Here is a 12,041-nt window from a genome sequence, read left to right on the forward strand (position 1 = left end):
TCGAGGCGGCGGGTCAGCGGGTCCCGGTCGTGCCGGTGCCCGGCTCCGAGGCGGGCAGCGGGTCCGAGTCGCTGGACTGCGCGTCAGGATGCGTGAGCTCCTCGGCGCGCGCGCCCGTGATCGACTCGACGTCCACGTGATCCGAGATGGGGCTCACTGTGCCGTCCTCGCCGCGGCGCTGGAACGTCAGCTCCCCGAGGATGCCCTCCCCCTCCGCGTCCACGAGGATCGCGTCACCGGCGTGGACCTGGCCGAACAGGATCTTCTCGCTCAGGGCGTCCTCGATGTCGCGCTGGATCGCGCGGCGCAGGGGACGCGCGCCCAGAACGGGGTCGTAGCCCTTGTCGGCCAGGAGCGCCTTCGCCGCCGGGGTCAGCTCGATGCTCATGTCCTTCTCCGCGAGGCGCGCGGAGAGCTTGCCGACCATGAGATCCACGATCTCCACGATCTCGCTCTGCGAGAGCTGCGGGAAGACGACCACGTCATCGACGCGGTTGAGGAACTCGGGGCGGAAGTGCTGCTTGAGCTCCTCGTGGACCTTGCTCTTCATCCGCTCGTAGTTCGTGGAGAGGTCGCCGCCGGCCTGGAAGCCGACCTGCACGCCCTTGGCGATGTCGCGGGTGCCGAGGTTCGTGGTCATGATGATCACGGTGTTCTTGAAGTCCACGACGCGGCCCTGCGAATCGGTCAGACGACCGTCCTCGAGGATCTGCAGGAGCGAGTTGAAGATGTCGACGTGGGCCTTCTCGACCTCGTCGAACAGCACCACGCTGAACGGCTTGCGGCGCACCTTCTCGGTGAGCTGGCCGCCCTCGTCGTAGCCCACGTAGCCGGGGGGCGAGCCGAACAGGCGCGAAGCGGTGTGCTTCTCCCCGAACTCGGACATGTCGAGCTGGATGAGGGAGTCCTCGTCGCCGAACAGGAACTCGGCCAGAGCCTTCGCGAGCTCGGTCTTGCCCACGCCCGTCGGGCCGGCGAAGATGAACGACCCGCCGGGGCGCTTGGGATCCTTCAGGCCCGCACGGGTGCGGCGGATCGCCTGGGACAGGGCCTTGATGGCCTCGTCCTGGCCGATGACGCGCTTGTGCAGCTCGTCCTCCATGTGGAGCAGCCGCGAGGACTCCTCCTCGGTGAGCTTGACGATCGGGATCCCGGTGGAGGCGGCGAGCACCTCGGCGATGACCTCCTCGGAGACCGTGGTCACCGCGTCGCTCTCGCCGTTGCGCCAGGCCTTCTCGCGCTCGTCGTGCTCGGACTTGAGGGACTGCTCCTCGTCGCGCAGGGAGGCGGCCTTCTCGAAGTCCTGGGAGTCGATCGCCTCCTCCTTGGCCTTGCGGACCTCCTCGATCCGCGCGCCGAACTCCTTGAGCTCCGGCGGAGCGGTGAGGCGGCGGATGCGCAGGCGCGCCCCGGCCTCGTCGATCAGGTCGATCGCCTTGTCCGGCAGGAAGCGGTCGTTCACGTAGCGATCGGCGAGGTTCGCCGCGGCCACGAGCGCGCCGTCGGTGATCGTCACCTTGTGGTGCGCCTCGTAGCGGTCGCGCAGGCCCTTGAGGATCTCGATCGTGTGCGTGATCGAGGGCTCGTCGACCTGGATCGGCTGGAAGCGGCGCTCGAGGGCGGCGTCCTTCTCGATGTGCTTGCGGTACTCCTCGAGCGTGGTCGCGCCGATGGTCTGGAGCTCCCCGCGCGCGAGCATCGGCTTGAGGATGCTGGCGGCGTCGATCGCGCCCTCGGCGGCGCCTGCGCCGACGAGGGTGTGGATCTCATCGATGAAGATGATGATGTCGCCGCGCGTGCGGATCTCCTTGAGCACCTTCTTCAGGCGCTCCTCGAAGTCGCCGCGGTAGCGGGAGCCCGCCACGAGCGATCCGAGGTCCAGCGTGTAGAGCTGCTTGTCCTTGAGCGTCTCCGGGACGTCGCCGCGCACGATCGACTGGGCGAGGCCCTCGACGACGGCGCTCTTGCCGACGCCCGGCTCGCCGATCAGCACGGGGTTGTTCTTCGTGCGGCGGCTGAGCACCTGCATCACGCGCTCGGCCTCGTGCTCGCGCCCGATGACCGGATCCAGCGACCCGTCGCGCGCGGCCTGCGTGAGGTTGCGGCCGAACTGGTCCAGCACGAGCGAACCGGCGGGCTGCCCCTCGGCGGGGCCGCCGGCGGTCGCCGGCTCCTTGCCCTGGTAGCCGGAGAGGCGCTCGATGACCTCGCTGCGCACGGCGGCGGGCTCGGCGCCGAGGCGGGAGAGGACCTTGACGGCCGTCCCCTCGCCCTCGCGCAGCAGGCCGAGCAGGATGTGCTCGGTGCCGATGTAGTTGTGGCCGAGCTGGAGGGCCTCGCGCAGGCTCAGCTCCAGCACCTTCTTCGCGCGCGGCGTGAAGGGGATGTGGCCGGTGGGGGCCTGATTGCCCTCGCCGATGATGTCGCGCACCTGCTCGCGGGCGGCATCGAGCGTGACGCCGAGTGCCTCCAGAGCCTTCGCGCCGACGCCCTCGGCCTCGTGGATCAGCCCGAGCAGGATGTGCTCGGTGCCGATGTAGTTGTGGTTCAGCAGGCGGGCCTCGTCCTGTGCCAGGACGACGACGCGGCGTGCACGGTCAGTGAAGCGTTCGAACATGTCTCTCCCCCATCGGGTGGTGGTGATGGATCGAGCGTACGCGGCAGGGGGGACATCTCCCCTGCGTGTTCGCCGCGGGCGTGACACCGGGGTGCGGACCGCTACGCTGTCGGCATCACCGGCCGCTGTCGCGGCCGCAGTCCGACCCTTTCCACCGCATCACCGAGCACGAGGAGCACACCATGGGCGCGATCGTCGGAGGCATCATCCTGTTCGTCATCGGAGCGATCTGCCGCTTCGCACTGGAGGTCGACCTCCCCTTCGTCGCGGGAGGCACGCTGGGCACGATCCTGATGGTCGGGGGCGGAGTCCTCTTCCTCGTCGGGCTGCTCCTGATGCTCGCGGGCCGCCGCACCACGGTCACCGCGCGCCAGGACCCCAGCGGCTATGTCGCCGAGCGCCGGGATCCCGGCGCGGGTCTCTGAGCGCTCCCGCTCCAGCGCAGCGATAGTCTGGCCTGACAGCCGGACGCCACCGGCGGCGCACGGCATCGATGCCGTGCGCCGCCGTCGCGTGCGCCCCCGAGGGCGTCCGGATCGCAGTCGGGCGCACGATACGAACGGAAGTGTCATGGGAGATCTGGCAGTGGATGTCACGCGCGCAGACGCAGTGCTGATCGGGGGCGGCATCGCGAGCGCGACGCTCGCAGCCATGCTGAGCGAGCTGCAGCCCGACTGGCGCATCGAGGTGCTGGAGAAGCTCGACGACGTGGCGCTCGAGTCGAGCGACGGATGGAACAACGCGGGCACCGGCCACAGCGCGCTGTGCGAGCTCAACTACACCCCCCAGGACGTCGACGGCTCGGTGAGCCCCAAGAAGGCGACCCTCATCAACGAGCAGTTCCAGATGAGCCGCCAGTACTGGGCGCACCTGGTCGAGACGGGACGCATCGGGGATCCCTCGGCGTTCATCCACTCCGTGCCCCACATGAGCTTCGTGCACGGCGCCGACAACGTCGACTACCTGCGCCGGCGCCACGCCGCTCTCGTCGGCAACCCCCTGTTCGACCGGATGGAGTTCACCACCGATCACTCTCAGCTCGCCGAGTGGGCCCCGCTGGTGGCAGAGGATCGGCCCGTCACCGAGAACATCGCCGCGACCTACTCCCCCGACGGCACCGACGTGGACTTCGGCGCGCTGACCCGCGAGATGCTGCGCTTCGCGAGCAGCGTCGGCACCACGGTGAGCTGCGGCTGGGAGGTCACCTCCCTGCGTCGGATGCCCGGCGCCGAGCCCCGCGAGTGGGGCGTCATGGCGCGGCGCGCCGACGGCTCCACCCGCGTGGTGCGCGCACCGTTCGTGTTCGTGGGAGCAGGCGGGGCCGCCCTTCCGCTCCTGCAGAAGTCGGGCATCGAGGAGATCCGCGGATTCGGCGGCTTCCCGATCTCGGGCCAGTGGCTGCGCTGCACGAACCCCGAGGTGATCGCCCGGCACGATGCGAAGGTGTACGGCAAGGCGGCCGTCGGCGCGCCGCCGATGAGCGTGCCCCACCTGGACACCCGCTACATCGACGGGAAGCAGTCGCTCATGTTCGGCCCCTACGCGGGCTGGACCCCGAAGTTCCTCAAGCAGGGCTCCCTGTGGGATCTGCCCGGGTCCGTGAAGCCCGGGAACCTCCTGCAGATGCTCGCCGTCGCGCCGCCGAACCTCGATCTGATGACGTATCTCGTCAGCGAGGTCGCCGCGACCCCCGCGAAGCGCTTCGCCGCGCTGCTCGAGTACATGCCGAGCGCCCGCCAGGAGGACTGGGAGCTGATCACTGCCGGTCAGCGCGTCCAGGTGATCGCCCCGGACGCCGACAAGGTCGGTGTGCTGCAGTTCGGCACCCAGCTCATCACCGCCGCCGACGGGTCGATCGCGGGCATGCTGGGGGCCTCGCCGGGCGCCTCCACCGCGACCACGATCATGCTGGGCATGCTCCGCTCCGTCTTCCCCGACCGCATCGACGGCTGGGAGCCCACGATCCGCGAGATGGTCCCGAGCCTCGGCACGGATCTCGCCGACGACGCCGGCGCCGCCCACCGCAGCCTCGAGGCGACCGCCTCCGTGCTGGGCCTGCGCGGATGACCGCGGCCGCCCGCCCCTCCCTGCCCCTGCGCGCACGGGGCGAGCGGATCGAGCTGCGCGCGGGCGAGTACCGCGCGGCCGTCTCGAGCGTCGGCGCGATGCTCGAGTCGCTCGAGCTCGCAGGGCGTCCGCTCGTCCTGATCAGCCCGGAGGACGGTCCGATGCTGCTGCACCGCGGCGCTCTGATCGCACCGTGGCCGAACCGCATCGGTCGCGGCGCGTACGTGTGGGAGGGCGAGGAGATCCTCGTCCCCGTCAACGAGCCCGAGCGGGGGAACGCCCTGCACGGGCTCGTCTCGTTCTCCGAGTTCGAGGTGCTCTCCGCCCAGGAGGACGCCGTCGTGCTCGCGCACACCCTGCGGCCGCAGCCTGCGTACCCGTTCACCCTCCGCCTGGAGGTCGAGCACCGCCTGGACGCCGCCGAGGGCCTGACCACCCGCGTGCGCGCGCTCAACGCCGGCACCCGCACCGCTCCGTACGGGGTGTGCCCCCACCCCTACGTGGTGGCGGGCCCCGAGCCGCTCGAGGAGTGGAGCCTCGAACTCCCTGCCGAGGAGGTCCTCGAGGTCGACGAGAACCTGCTCCCCCTGCGCACGCAGCGGATCGCCCCCGGATCGGAGTGGGACTTCCGCACCGCGCGCCGACTCGGCGACCTGCAGATCGATCATGCCTTCACCGGCCTCCTCCCCCGCGGGGCGGACGCGGAGCGCTCGCGATGGAGCGTGCGGGTCAGCGCCCCGGGGGGCACGGGCGTCGAGGTCAGCGCCGACGGCAGCTGCCCGTGGGTGCAGGTGCACACGGCGGACCGGCCCGAACCGGAGAACGACCGCAAGGGCCTCGCCCTCGAGCCGATGACCTGCCCGCCCGACGCCTTCCGCTCGGGCACGGACCTGGTGCGGCTCGAGCCCGGAAGCACCCATGAGGCCTCCTGGAGCATCCGCGGCTGGTGAGGCCCCACCCGCCCTCGCATGCGAGAAGCCCTGACCCGCATCAGCGGGTCAGGGCTTCTCGCATGCGCGGGGAAGGTCAGTTGCCGGCGGCGTAGTACGCCTGGCGCAGCTCCTCGGGGATGCGGCCGCGGTCCGAGACCTCGCGGCCGTTCTCGCGCGCCCACTGGCGCACCTTCGCCGAGTCGTTGTTCGCGGAAGCGCTCGAGGCGGAGCCCGTGCCGCGGGTCTTGCGACCGGCGACGCGGCGGGCCTTGCCGACCCACTCGCCGATATCCGAGCGCAGGCGCTCAGCGTTCTCGGCCGAGAGATCGATCTCGTAGGCGACGCCGTCGAGCGAGAAGCTCACGGACTCCTCGGCCTTCGAGCCGTCCAGATCATCGATGAGTTCAACAAAAGTCTTGCGGGCCATCAGCAGACTCCTTCATATGCTTCGGGGGTATCGGGCTGCCCCTATTATTCCCACACTTCCCTGTGCGCGGCGAGAAGAAACACGGCGAGCCCTCGAGCCGGATCGGCTCGAGGGCTCGCGCAGAGAAGAACTTCTTCGCCCCGCCAGTGCCTGCGAAGCGGGATATCCGTGAGATCTTTCAGCCTCGGAAGCCTCCCGAGGTTTTCCCGGAACTCACATCTTCATGTGAGCATCGCCACGGGAATCGGAATCCGAGGGGGCATTCGCGGGTTCGCCCGCCGCCCCCGGGGAGGACGCCCTGTTCTCGCCTGCCGCGCGCTGGGCGAGGCGCAGCTCGCGGTCGGCGAGGCGCTCGGCCTCGCGCTCGCGGCGATCCGCGCGCAGGATCGCGCGCATCGCGAACCAGAACAGGAGCCCGACCCCGATGGAGGGGACGAGCGAACCCGCCTCGTACCAGAAGCCGCTGCCCATCTCAGGCCCCCGGCTTCACGAGGGGGAACAGGATGGTCTCGCGGATCCCGAGACCGGTCAGGGCCATCAGCAGGCGGTCGATGCCCATCCCCATGCCGCCGGTCGGCGGGAGCGCGTGCTCCATCGCCTCGAGGAAGTCCTCGTCCAGGCGCATCGCCTCGTCGTCCCCGGCCGCCGCGAGGCGCGCCTGCTGCGCGAAGCGCTCGCGCTGGATGACGGGATCCACGAGCTCGGAATAGCCCGTGCCGAGCTCGAAGCCGCGCACGTACAGATCCCACTTCTCCACGACGCCGGGCGTCGAGCGGTGGGCGCGCACCAGCGGGCTCGTCTCGACCGGGAAATCGCGCACGAACGTGGGCTCGTGGAGCGCATCGCCGACCTGATGCTCGAACAGCTCCTCGACGAGCTTCCCGTGCCCGAACTTCGGGTGATCCAGATCCAGTCCCAGACCCTCCGCAATGCTCTGCAGCTGCGCGACAGTCGTCTCAGGGGTGATCTCCTGGCCGAGGGATTCGGAGAGCGAGCCGTAGACGGTGATCTGCTTCCACTGCCCCGAGAGGTCGTACTCGCTGCCATCGGCGAGAGTGACGATCTGCGAGCCGGACGCGGCCTCGGCCGCCTCCTGGATGAGCGCGCGGGTGAGATCGGCGATCGAGTCGTAATCGCCGTAAGCCTGATAGGCCTCGAGCATCGCGAATTCCGGCGAATGCGTGGAATCCGCTCCCTCATTGCGGAAGTTCCGGTTGATCTCGTACACGCGCTCCAGGCCGCCGACCGCGGCGCGCTTGAGGTTCAGCTCGGGCGCGATGCGCAGGTACAGATCGAGATCGAAAGCGTTCATGTGCGTGACGAACGGACGCGCCGCGGCGCCGGAGGGGATCACCTGCAGCATGGGCGTCTCGATCTCCACGAAATCGCGGCGCCGGAACGAGTCGCGCAGCGCGTGCATCACCTCGGCGCGCAGGCGCGCGGTGCGACGGGCCTCCGGCCGCACGATGAGATCCACATAGCGCCTGCGCACCCGGGACTCCTCGGAGAGGTCCGCGTGCAGCACCGGGAGGGGGCGGACCGCCTTCGCGGCCATGCGCCACTCGTCGGCGAAGATCGAGAGCTCACCGCGGCGGGAGGATCCCACGCGGCCGTGGAAGAACACGTGGTCGCCGAGGTCGACATCGGCCTTGTACTGAGCGAGGCGCTCCTCGCCGACCTCGGCGAGGCTCAGCATGATCTGCAGCCGCTCCCCCGCGCCGTCCTGGATGGTGGCGAAGCAGAGCTTGCCGGTGTTGCGCTGGAAGACGATGCGACCGGCGATCCCGACGACGTCCTGGGTCTCCTCGCCGTCCTCGAGGTGCGCGTACTGCTCGCGCACCTGGGCGATCGAGGAGGTGATCGGCACCGAGACCGGGTAGGCCTCCTCACCCCGCTCCAGCAGCCGCTCGCGCTTGGACTTGCGCACCGCGATCTGGTCGGAGGTGTCCAGGGGACCTGCGGGATCCGTCTGGCCGTGCGGCGTGGGCTGTGCGTTCATGCCGCCGATTCTCTCAGATCCCGGTGCGGGCGGCCCGCCGCGCACCTGCGCGTCTCAGCGCTCTGTCGCCACCGCCACAGCGGCATCGAGCAGGCGCACTCCCTCCACACGAGCGGCGAGCACGACGAGCACCTCGCCGCGGTGCTCCGGGGTGATCTCCTCGAACGTCCCGGGATCCACGGCGAACGCGTAGTCCCATTCGACGCCCTCCGGGGCGGAGCGCCGGGCGGTCTCCAGCGCGGAGAGGATGCCTGAGGCCGAGGGCGCCGCGGCGGAGACCGCGGCGATGGTGCGCGAGAGCAGCAGAGCGCGCTCGCGGCCCTCGTCCGAGAGGTAGACGTTGCGGCTGGAGCGGGCGAGGCCCGAGTCCTCGCGCGCGATGGGCACCGCCTCGATGGACGCGGGGATGTCGAGGGAGAAGACGAGGGCCCGGATGATCGCGAGCTGCTGGGCGTCCTTCTGCCCGAAGACGGCGAAGTGCGGTCTCGTGAGCTGCAGGAGCTTCGTGACCACGGTGACGACCCCGTCGTAGTGCCCGGGGCGGCGCGCGCCCTCGAGCACGGTGCCGAGCCGGCCCGCGGAGACGGTGACGGGCGGGGGCATCAGCGGATACATCTCCTCGACGCTCGGCGCGAAGACGAGGTCCACGAGCCCCTCGACCTGGGCGACGTCGGAGGCGAGATCGCGCGGGTAGGCGTCGAAGTCCTCGTTCGGACCGAACTGGAGGGGGTTCACGAAGTCCGTGAGAATGACGTGGTCGGCGAGCTCGCGGGCGCGGTGCACCAGGCTCAGGTGGCCCTCGTGCAGGGCGCCCATGGTCATCACCACCGCGACCGTCCCGTCCATGGCGGCCCTGGCGCGCAGGAGCGCAGTCCTGGTGGTGACGACGGTGCTCATCTCTCTCCTTCTTCCGGCTGCGGGGCGCCGCGCTCCAGGAGCGCAGCGATCTGCTGGGCAGTATGCGCGTCGAGGCCCGCGCGATCCAGCGCGGCCCGGGCGAGAGCGCGGTAGGTCCGCTCGGCGTCGGCGGGAGCGCGGCGCGCAGCAGCGGAGCCGTCGGCCTCGGCGAGCGCCTCGAGGTGCGCGGCGACGGTGCCCGCATCGCCGCGCATCACGGGCCCGGTGAGGGCGTCGGATCCGCGCCGCAGCGACTCCTCAAGCGCGGCGCCGAGCAGCGGGCGCAGGTACTGGCCGGGCTCCTCGATCCCGACGCTGCGCAGCAGCTCGCGCGACTGGTCCACGAGCACCACGAGGTGGTTCGCGCCGTGGGCGAGGGCCGCGTGGTAGAGCGGCCGGTCGCCTTCGGCGATGGTGACCGGCTCCGCTCCGATCTCGACCACGAGGGCCTGCGCGATGGGGAGCACGGAGGTCTTCGCCGTGATGCCGACGGGGCAGCCGATGAGGCGCGGGAGGTCGGCGGGGGTGCCGGTGAAGGTCATCGCCGGGTGCAGGGCGAGGGCCGCTGCGCCGGTGCGCTCGAGCGGGGCGAGCACCGCCGTGCCGAAGCGGCCCGAGGTGTGCGCGAAGATCTGCCCGCCCGGAGCGATCCCGGCGCTCGCGATGCCGCTCGCGAGCCCAGGGAGCTGGTCGTCGGGGACGGCGAGCAGCACCATCTCGCTGCGCTCGACGATCTCGTGCACTCCCAGCAGCGGCGTGCCGGGCAGGAGGGCGGCGGCGCGCTCGCGCGAGGCGGCGGAGACGGCGTAGGCACCGGTGATCGCGTGGCCCTCGGCGCGCAGGGCCGCCCCGAGAGCGGCGCCGACTCTCCCGGCGCCGATGATCCCGATCCCGAGGCGCGGGGCGCTCATCGCGCAGCGGCCGCGAGCGCGGGCCGGCCCGCGAGCGGCGGCTGCGGCCAGGTGCGCTCGCGGTCGTAGCGGCGGCCGCTGCGCGCATCGGCGGCGAGGGTCTCCTGCAGCGCGAGAGCGTCGGCGAGCGGGAGGTCATGCAGCTCGGCGCTGGAGCCGGCGATCCCCACGCTCAGGGTCGCGCTGCCGACGCGACGGGCGATCGGCCCCTGGGCGAGGGAGAGCCCCTGGATGCGCTCGCGCGGGACGATCTGCACCCGCTTCGTGAGGATGCCGCTGCGCACGGCGATCGCGCCGGGGAGGACCAGCACCCGCCGGGTGCGGCGGCCCACGAAGTACAGGCGGCTGCGGGGCCCCGTGCCGCCGAGCTCGGCCGCGGGAGCGGTGAGCAGGTGCTCGATGAGCGAGGAGTCGTCCTCGGTGCCGAGTCCGGGGACCAGGTGGCCGAACGTGCGCGCGAGCTCTTCGCGGGTGCCGACGGGCAGGACGCTCGTCGCCTTGGCGTCGTCGGTCGCGTCGATGCCGGCCACGGTCACGGCCGCGCGGGTCCAGCCGGGCCCGCGCCACAGCAGGGGCCGGTGCAGGGTGATGTCCTGGACGCGCCCGGAGCCGATGTTGTCGGTGCGGGTGTTCAGCAGTCCGCGCCGCATGCGCAGACCTGTGTCGGTGTTGCGCGAGACGAAGCCCCAGCCGCTCTCGACTCGGCTGAACGCAGAGCGCACCAGACCGAGCGCGATGGGCAGGGCGACGGCGAGGGAGGCGAAGCCGTAGCCCTCCACCGTGAGGAGGAGCCCGATGGAGAAGGCGGCCCACAGGACGGCGAAGACCGCTCCCACCAGCAGGCTCACGTCGCGCAGGAGCGAGCGGATGAGCCTGCTCGTGGGGATCTGGGCGATCAGCTCGCCCCCGGTGACGCCGTCGTGGAGGGCCGCGCGCAATCGATCGCTGCGTCTGTCAGCGGCGAGAGCCGCCTCGGGGTGCCCTGCGGCGAACGCCGACTCGGGGTGCTCTGCGGCGAGCGCCGCCTCGGGGTGCTCTGCGGGCGCGGAGGCTCCGATCCCGCTCGGGGCCGGTGCGGGCCCGCCTGCGGCTGCGCCGGTCGGGCCGACGGGCGCCTCGGCGCTCTCCCCCGGTGCGGGAGCGTCCTGCGGGATCTCCGCGGCGACCCGCAGGATCCTGGTGCGGATCTCCTCGGCGTCGCGCGCCGTGACGTAGGCGAGATCGAGGTGGGATTCGCCGCCGCCGGCCATCTCCACGCGCACCTTCGCCAGTCCGGCGAGGCGCGCGAGCAGGGGCCGCTCGACCGAGACCGACTCGATCCGCTCCCTGGGGGCGACGCGCCGCGTGAGGGTCAGCAGGCCGGAGCGCAGGGTGACGCCGTCCTCGGAGATCTCGTACGTGGTGCGCCACCAGCTGACGGCGCTGAGGACCACGGCGAGCAGGGCGATGCCCAGCAGGATGCCCCCGCCCAGCAGCGCGCGGCGCCACGTGAACTCGTCGACCAGCGCCGAGATGTTCTGCGCGAGCAGCACCGCGACCACACCGGCCAGCACCTTCCAGCCGGTCAGCAGGGGGGTCAGCGGGTGGGTGCGGCGGGGGCCGTGCACGTGCTGGTCGCTCACAGGGACTGCATCCGCTCGATGCCGCGGCGCGTGAGCAACTCCTTGAGCCGCTCGGCCTCTTCGCGCGGGAGGCCGTCGATCCAGCCGCCGGAGTCGGTGGAGGCGGTCGAGAAGGTGAGCCGCGCGATGCCGAAGCGGCGCGCGATCGGGCCCTCGTTGATCTCCACCGACTGCACGCGACCGTAGGGGGTGGTGGTGACCGAGCGGAACATGAGACCGGATGCGGTCACGAGCTCGTGCTCGCCGTCGAGGTAGCCGAGCGCGCGCACGCGCCGCGGAGTGAGGAGCAGTCCGGGGAGCGTCCACAGCACGGGAAGGATCGCGAGGATCCACATCCACCACCAGTCGAAGCGGATCACCAGCCACACGCATCCCGCGACCAGCGCGAGGGAGAGCACCGCTCCCACCGCCTGGCTGAGGTACCTCGCGGGGATCAGCTTCTCCGAGACCGGCTTCAGGCCTGCGGCTCCGAGGAGCCCGGCGCGCTCGGCCCAGGTCTCGGGGCTGCGTGCGGGCGGGGCATCGGCTGCGGGGGCGGGGGAGGGTCCGATCTCGGTCATGCCCCTATC

Annotated in this window: 11 protein-coding genes; 3 read left to right on the forward strand and 8 right to left on the reverse strand. The window is 71.4% G+C overall.

Features of this window, described 5'->3' with window-relative positions; translation table 11 throughout:
* Positions 1–13: 13 nt before the first annotated feature.
* Entirely contained in the window at positions 14–2,617 is a 2,604-nt protein-coding gene (locus Bequi_RS00210) for an ATP-dependent Clp protease ATP-binding subunit (RefSeq protein ID WP_249735981.1), read from the reverse strand.
* A 182-nt stretch (positions 2,618–2,799) separates the two neighbouring features.
* On the opposite strand from Bequi_RS00210, the gene Bequi_RS00215 reads away from it, so the two are divergent.
* The 3 genes from Bequi_RS00215 to Bequi_RS00225 all read left to right on the forward strand — a co-directional run bounded on the left by Bequi_RS00215 (position 2,800) and on the right by Bequi_RS00225 (position 5,634).
* Complete coding sequence (locus tag Bequi_RS00215; protein ID WP_249735982.1) at positions 2,800–3,042, forward strand: hypothetical protein; 243 nt, start codon at positions 2,800–2,802, stop codon at positions 3,040–3,042.
* Positions 3,043–3,187: 145 nt separating this feature from the next.
* A complete protein-coding gene (locus Bequi_RS00220; protein WP_249735983.1) occupies positions 3,188–4,684 on the forward strand; it encodes a malate:quinone oxidoreductase in 1,497 nt (498 codons plus the stop codon).
* The gene (locus tag Bequi_RS00225) at positions 4,681–5,634 is read left to right on the forward strand and encodes an aldose 1-epimerase family protein (protein ID WP_249735984.1); all 954 of its coding nucleotides are present in this window, start codon (positions 4,681–4,683) and stop codon (positions 5,632–5,634) included. The genes Bequi_RS00220 and Bequi_RS00225 overlap by 4 nt, the downstream gene beginning before the upstream one ends.
* Positions 5,635–5,710: 76 nt before the next feature.
* On the opposite strand, the gene Bequi_RS00230 is transcribed toward Bequi_RS00225, so the two are convergent.
* From Bequi_RS00230 to Bequi_RS00260, 7 genes are all read right to left on the reverse strand, one after another.
* Positions 5,711–6,043, reverse strand: a complete 333-nt coding sequence (locus tag Bequi_RS00230; protein WP_249735985.1) for a histone-like nucleoid-structuring protein Lsr2 — start codon at positions 6,041–6,043, stop codon at positions 5,711–5,713.
* 213 nt (positions 6,044–6,256) lie between these two features.
* Positions 6,257–6,514: a hypothetical protein gene (locus Bequi_RS00235; RefSeq protein WP_249735986.1), complete on the reverse strand. Its 258-nt coding sequence runs from the start codon at positions 6,512–6,514 to the stop codon at positions 6,257–6,259.
* A 1-nt stretch (position 6,515) separates the two neighbouring features.
* Positions 6,516–8,042: a lysine--tRNA ligase gene (gene lysS / locus Bequi_RS00240; protein ID WP_249735987.1), complete on the reverse strand. Its 1,527-nt coding sequence runs from the start codon at positions 8,040–8,042 to the stop codon at positions 6,516–6,518.
* Positions 8,043–8,096: 54 nt separating this feature from the next.
* Positions 8,097–8,939 carry a pantoate--beta-alanine ligase gene (gene panC / locus Bequi_RS00245; RefSeq protein WP_249735988.1) on the reverse strand — a complete coding sequence of 281 codons (843 nt, stop codon included), beginning with the start codon at positions 8,937–8,939 and terminating at the stop codon, positions 8,097–8,099.
* Positions 8,936–9,850, reverse strand: coding sequence for a Rossmann-like and DUF2520 domain-containing protein (locus Bequi_RS00250; RefSeq protein WP_249735989.1), 915 nt, complete (start codon positions 9,848–9,850; stop codon positions 8,936–8,938). The genes panC and Bequi_RS00250 overlap by 4 nt, the downstream gene beginning before the upstream one ends.
* The gene (locus tag Bequi_RS00255) at positions 9,847–11,472 is read right to left on the reverse strand and encodes a PH domain-containing protein (protein WP_249735990.1); all 1,626 of its coding nucleotides are present in this window, start codon (positions 11,470–11,472) and stop codon (positions 9,847–9,849) included. The genes Bequi_RS00250 and Bequi_RS00255 overlap by 4 nt, the downstream gene beginning before the upstream one ends.
* Positions 11,469–12,032: a PH domain-containing protein gene (locus Bequi_RS00260; RefSeq protein WP_249735991.1), complete on the reverse strand. Its 564-nt coding sequence runs from the start codon at positions 12,030–12,032 to the stop codon at positions 11,469–11,471. The genes Bequi_RS00255 and Bequi_RS00260 overlap by 4 nt, the downstream gene beginning before the upstream one ends.
* Positions 12,033–12,041: the final 9 nt, after the last annotated feature.

The sequence above is a fragment of the Brachybacterium equifaecis genome (assembly GCF_023509525.1).
Classification (GTDB): Bacteria; Actinomycetota; Actinomycetes; order Actinomycetales; family Dermabacteraceae; genus Brachybacterium; species Brachybacterium equifaecis.

What these genes read in the sequence shown, in the direction of transcription:
- Bequi_RS00210 (WP_249735981.1), bottom strand. Translation starts at nt 2,617, where the DNA reads ATGTTCGAACGCTTCACTGACCGTGCACGCCGCGTCGTCGTCCTGGCA.
- Bequi_RS00215 (WP_249735982.1), top strand. Translation starts at nt 2,800, where the DNA reads ATGGGCGCGATCGTCGGAGGCATCATCCTGTTCGTCATCGGAGCGATC.
- Bequi_RS00220 (WP_249735983.1), top strand. Translation starts at nt 3,188, where the DNA reads ATGGGAGATCTGGCAGTGGATGTCACGCGCGCAGACGCAGTGCTGATC.
- Bequi_RS00225 (WP_249735984.1), top strand. Translation starts at nt 4,681, where the DNA reads ATGACCGCGGCCGCCCGCCCCTCCCTGCCCCTGCGCGCACGGGGCGAG.
- Bequi_RS00230 (WP_249735985.1), bottom strand. Translation starts at nt 6,043, where the DNA reads ATGGCCCGCAAGACTTTTGTTGAACTCATCGATGATCTGGACGGCTCG.
- Bequi_RS00235 (WP_249735986.1), bottom strand. Translation starts at nt 6,514, where the DNA reads ATGGGCAGCGGCTTCTGGTACGAGGCGGGTTCGCTCGTCCCCTCCATC.
- lysS (WP_249735987.1), bottom strand. Translation starts at nt 8,042, where the DNA reads ATGAACGCACAGCCCACGCCGCACGGCCAGACGGATCCCGCAGGTCCC.
- panC (WP_249735988.1), bottom strand. Translation starts at nt 8,939, where the DNA reads ATGAGCACCGTCGTCACCACCAGGACTGCGCTCCTGCGCGCCAGGGCC.
- Bequi_RS00250 (WP_249735989.1), bottom strand. Translation starts at nt 9,850, where the DNA reads ATGAGCGCCCCGCGCCTCGGGATCGGGATCATCGGCGCCGGGAGAGTC.
- Bequi_RS00260 (WP_249735991.1), bottom strand. Translation starts at nt 12,032, where the DNA reads ATGACCGAGATCGGACCCTCCCCCGCCCCCGCAGCCGATGCCCCGCCC.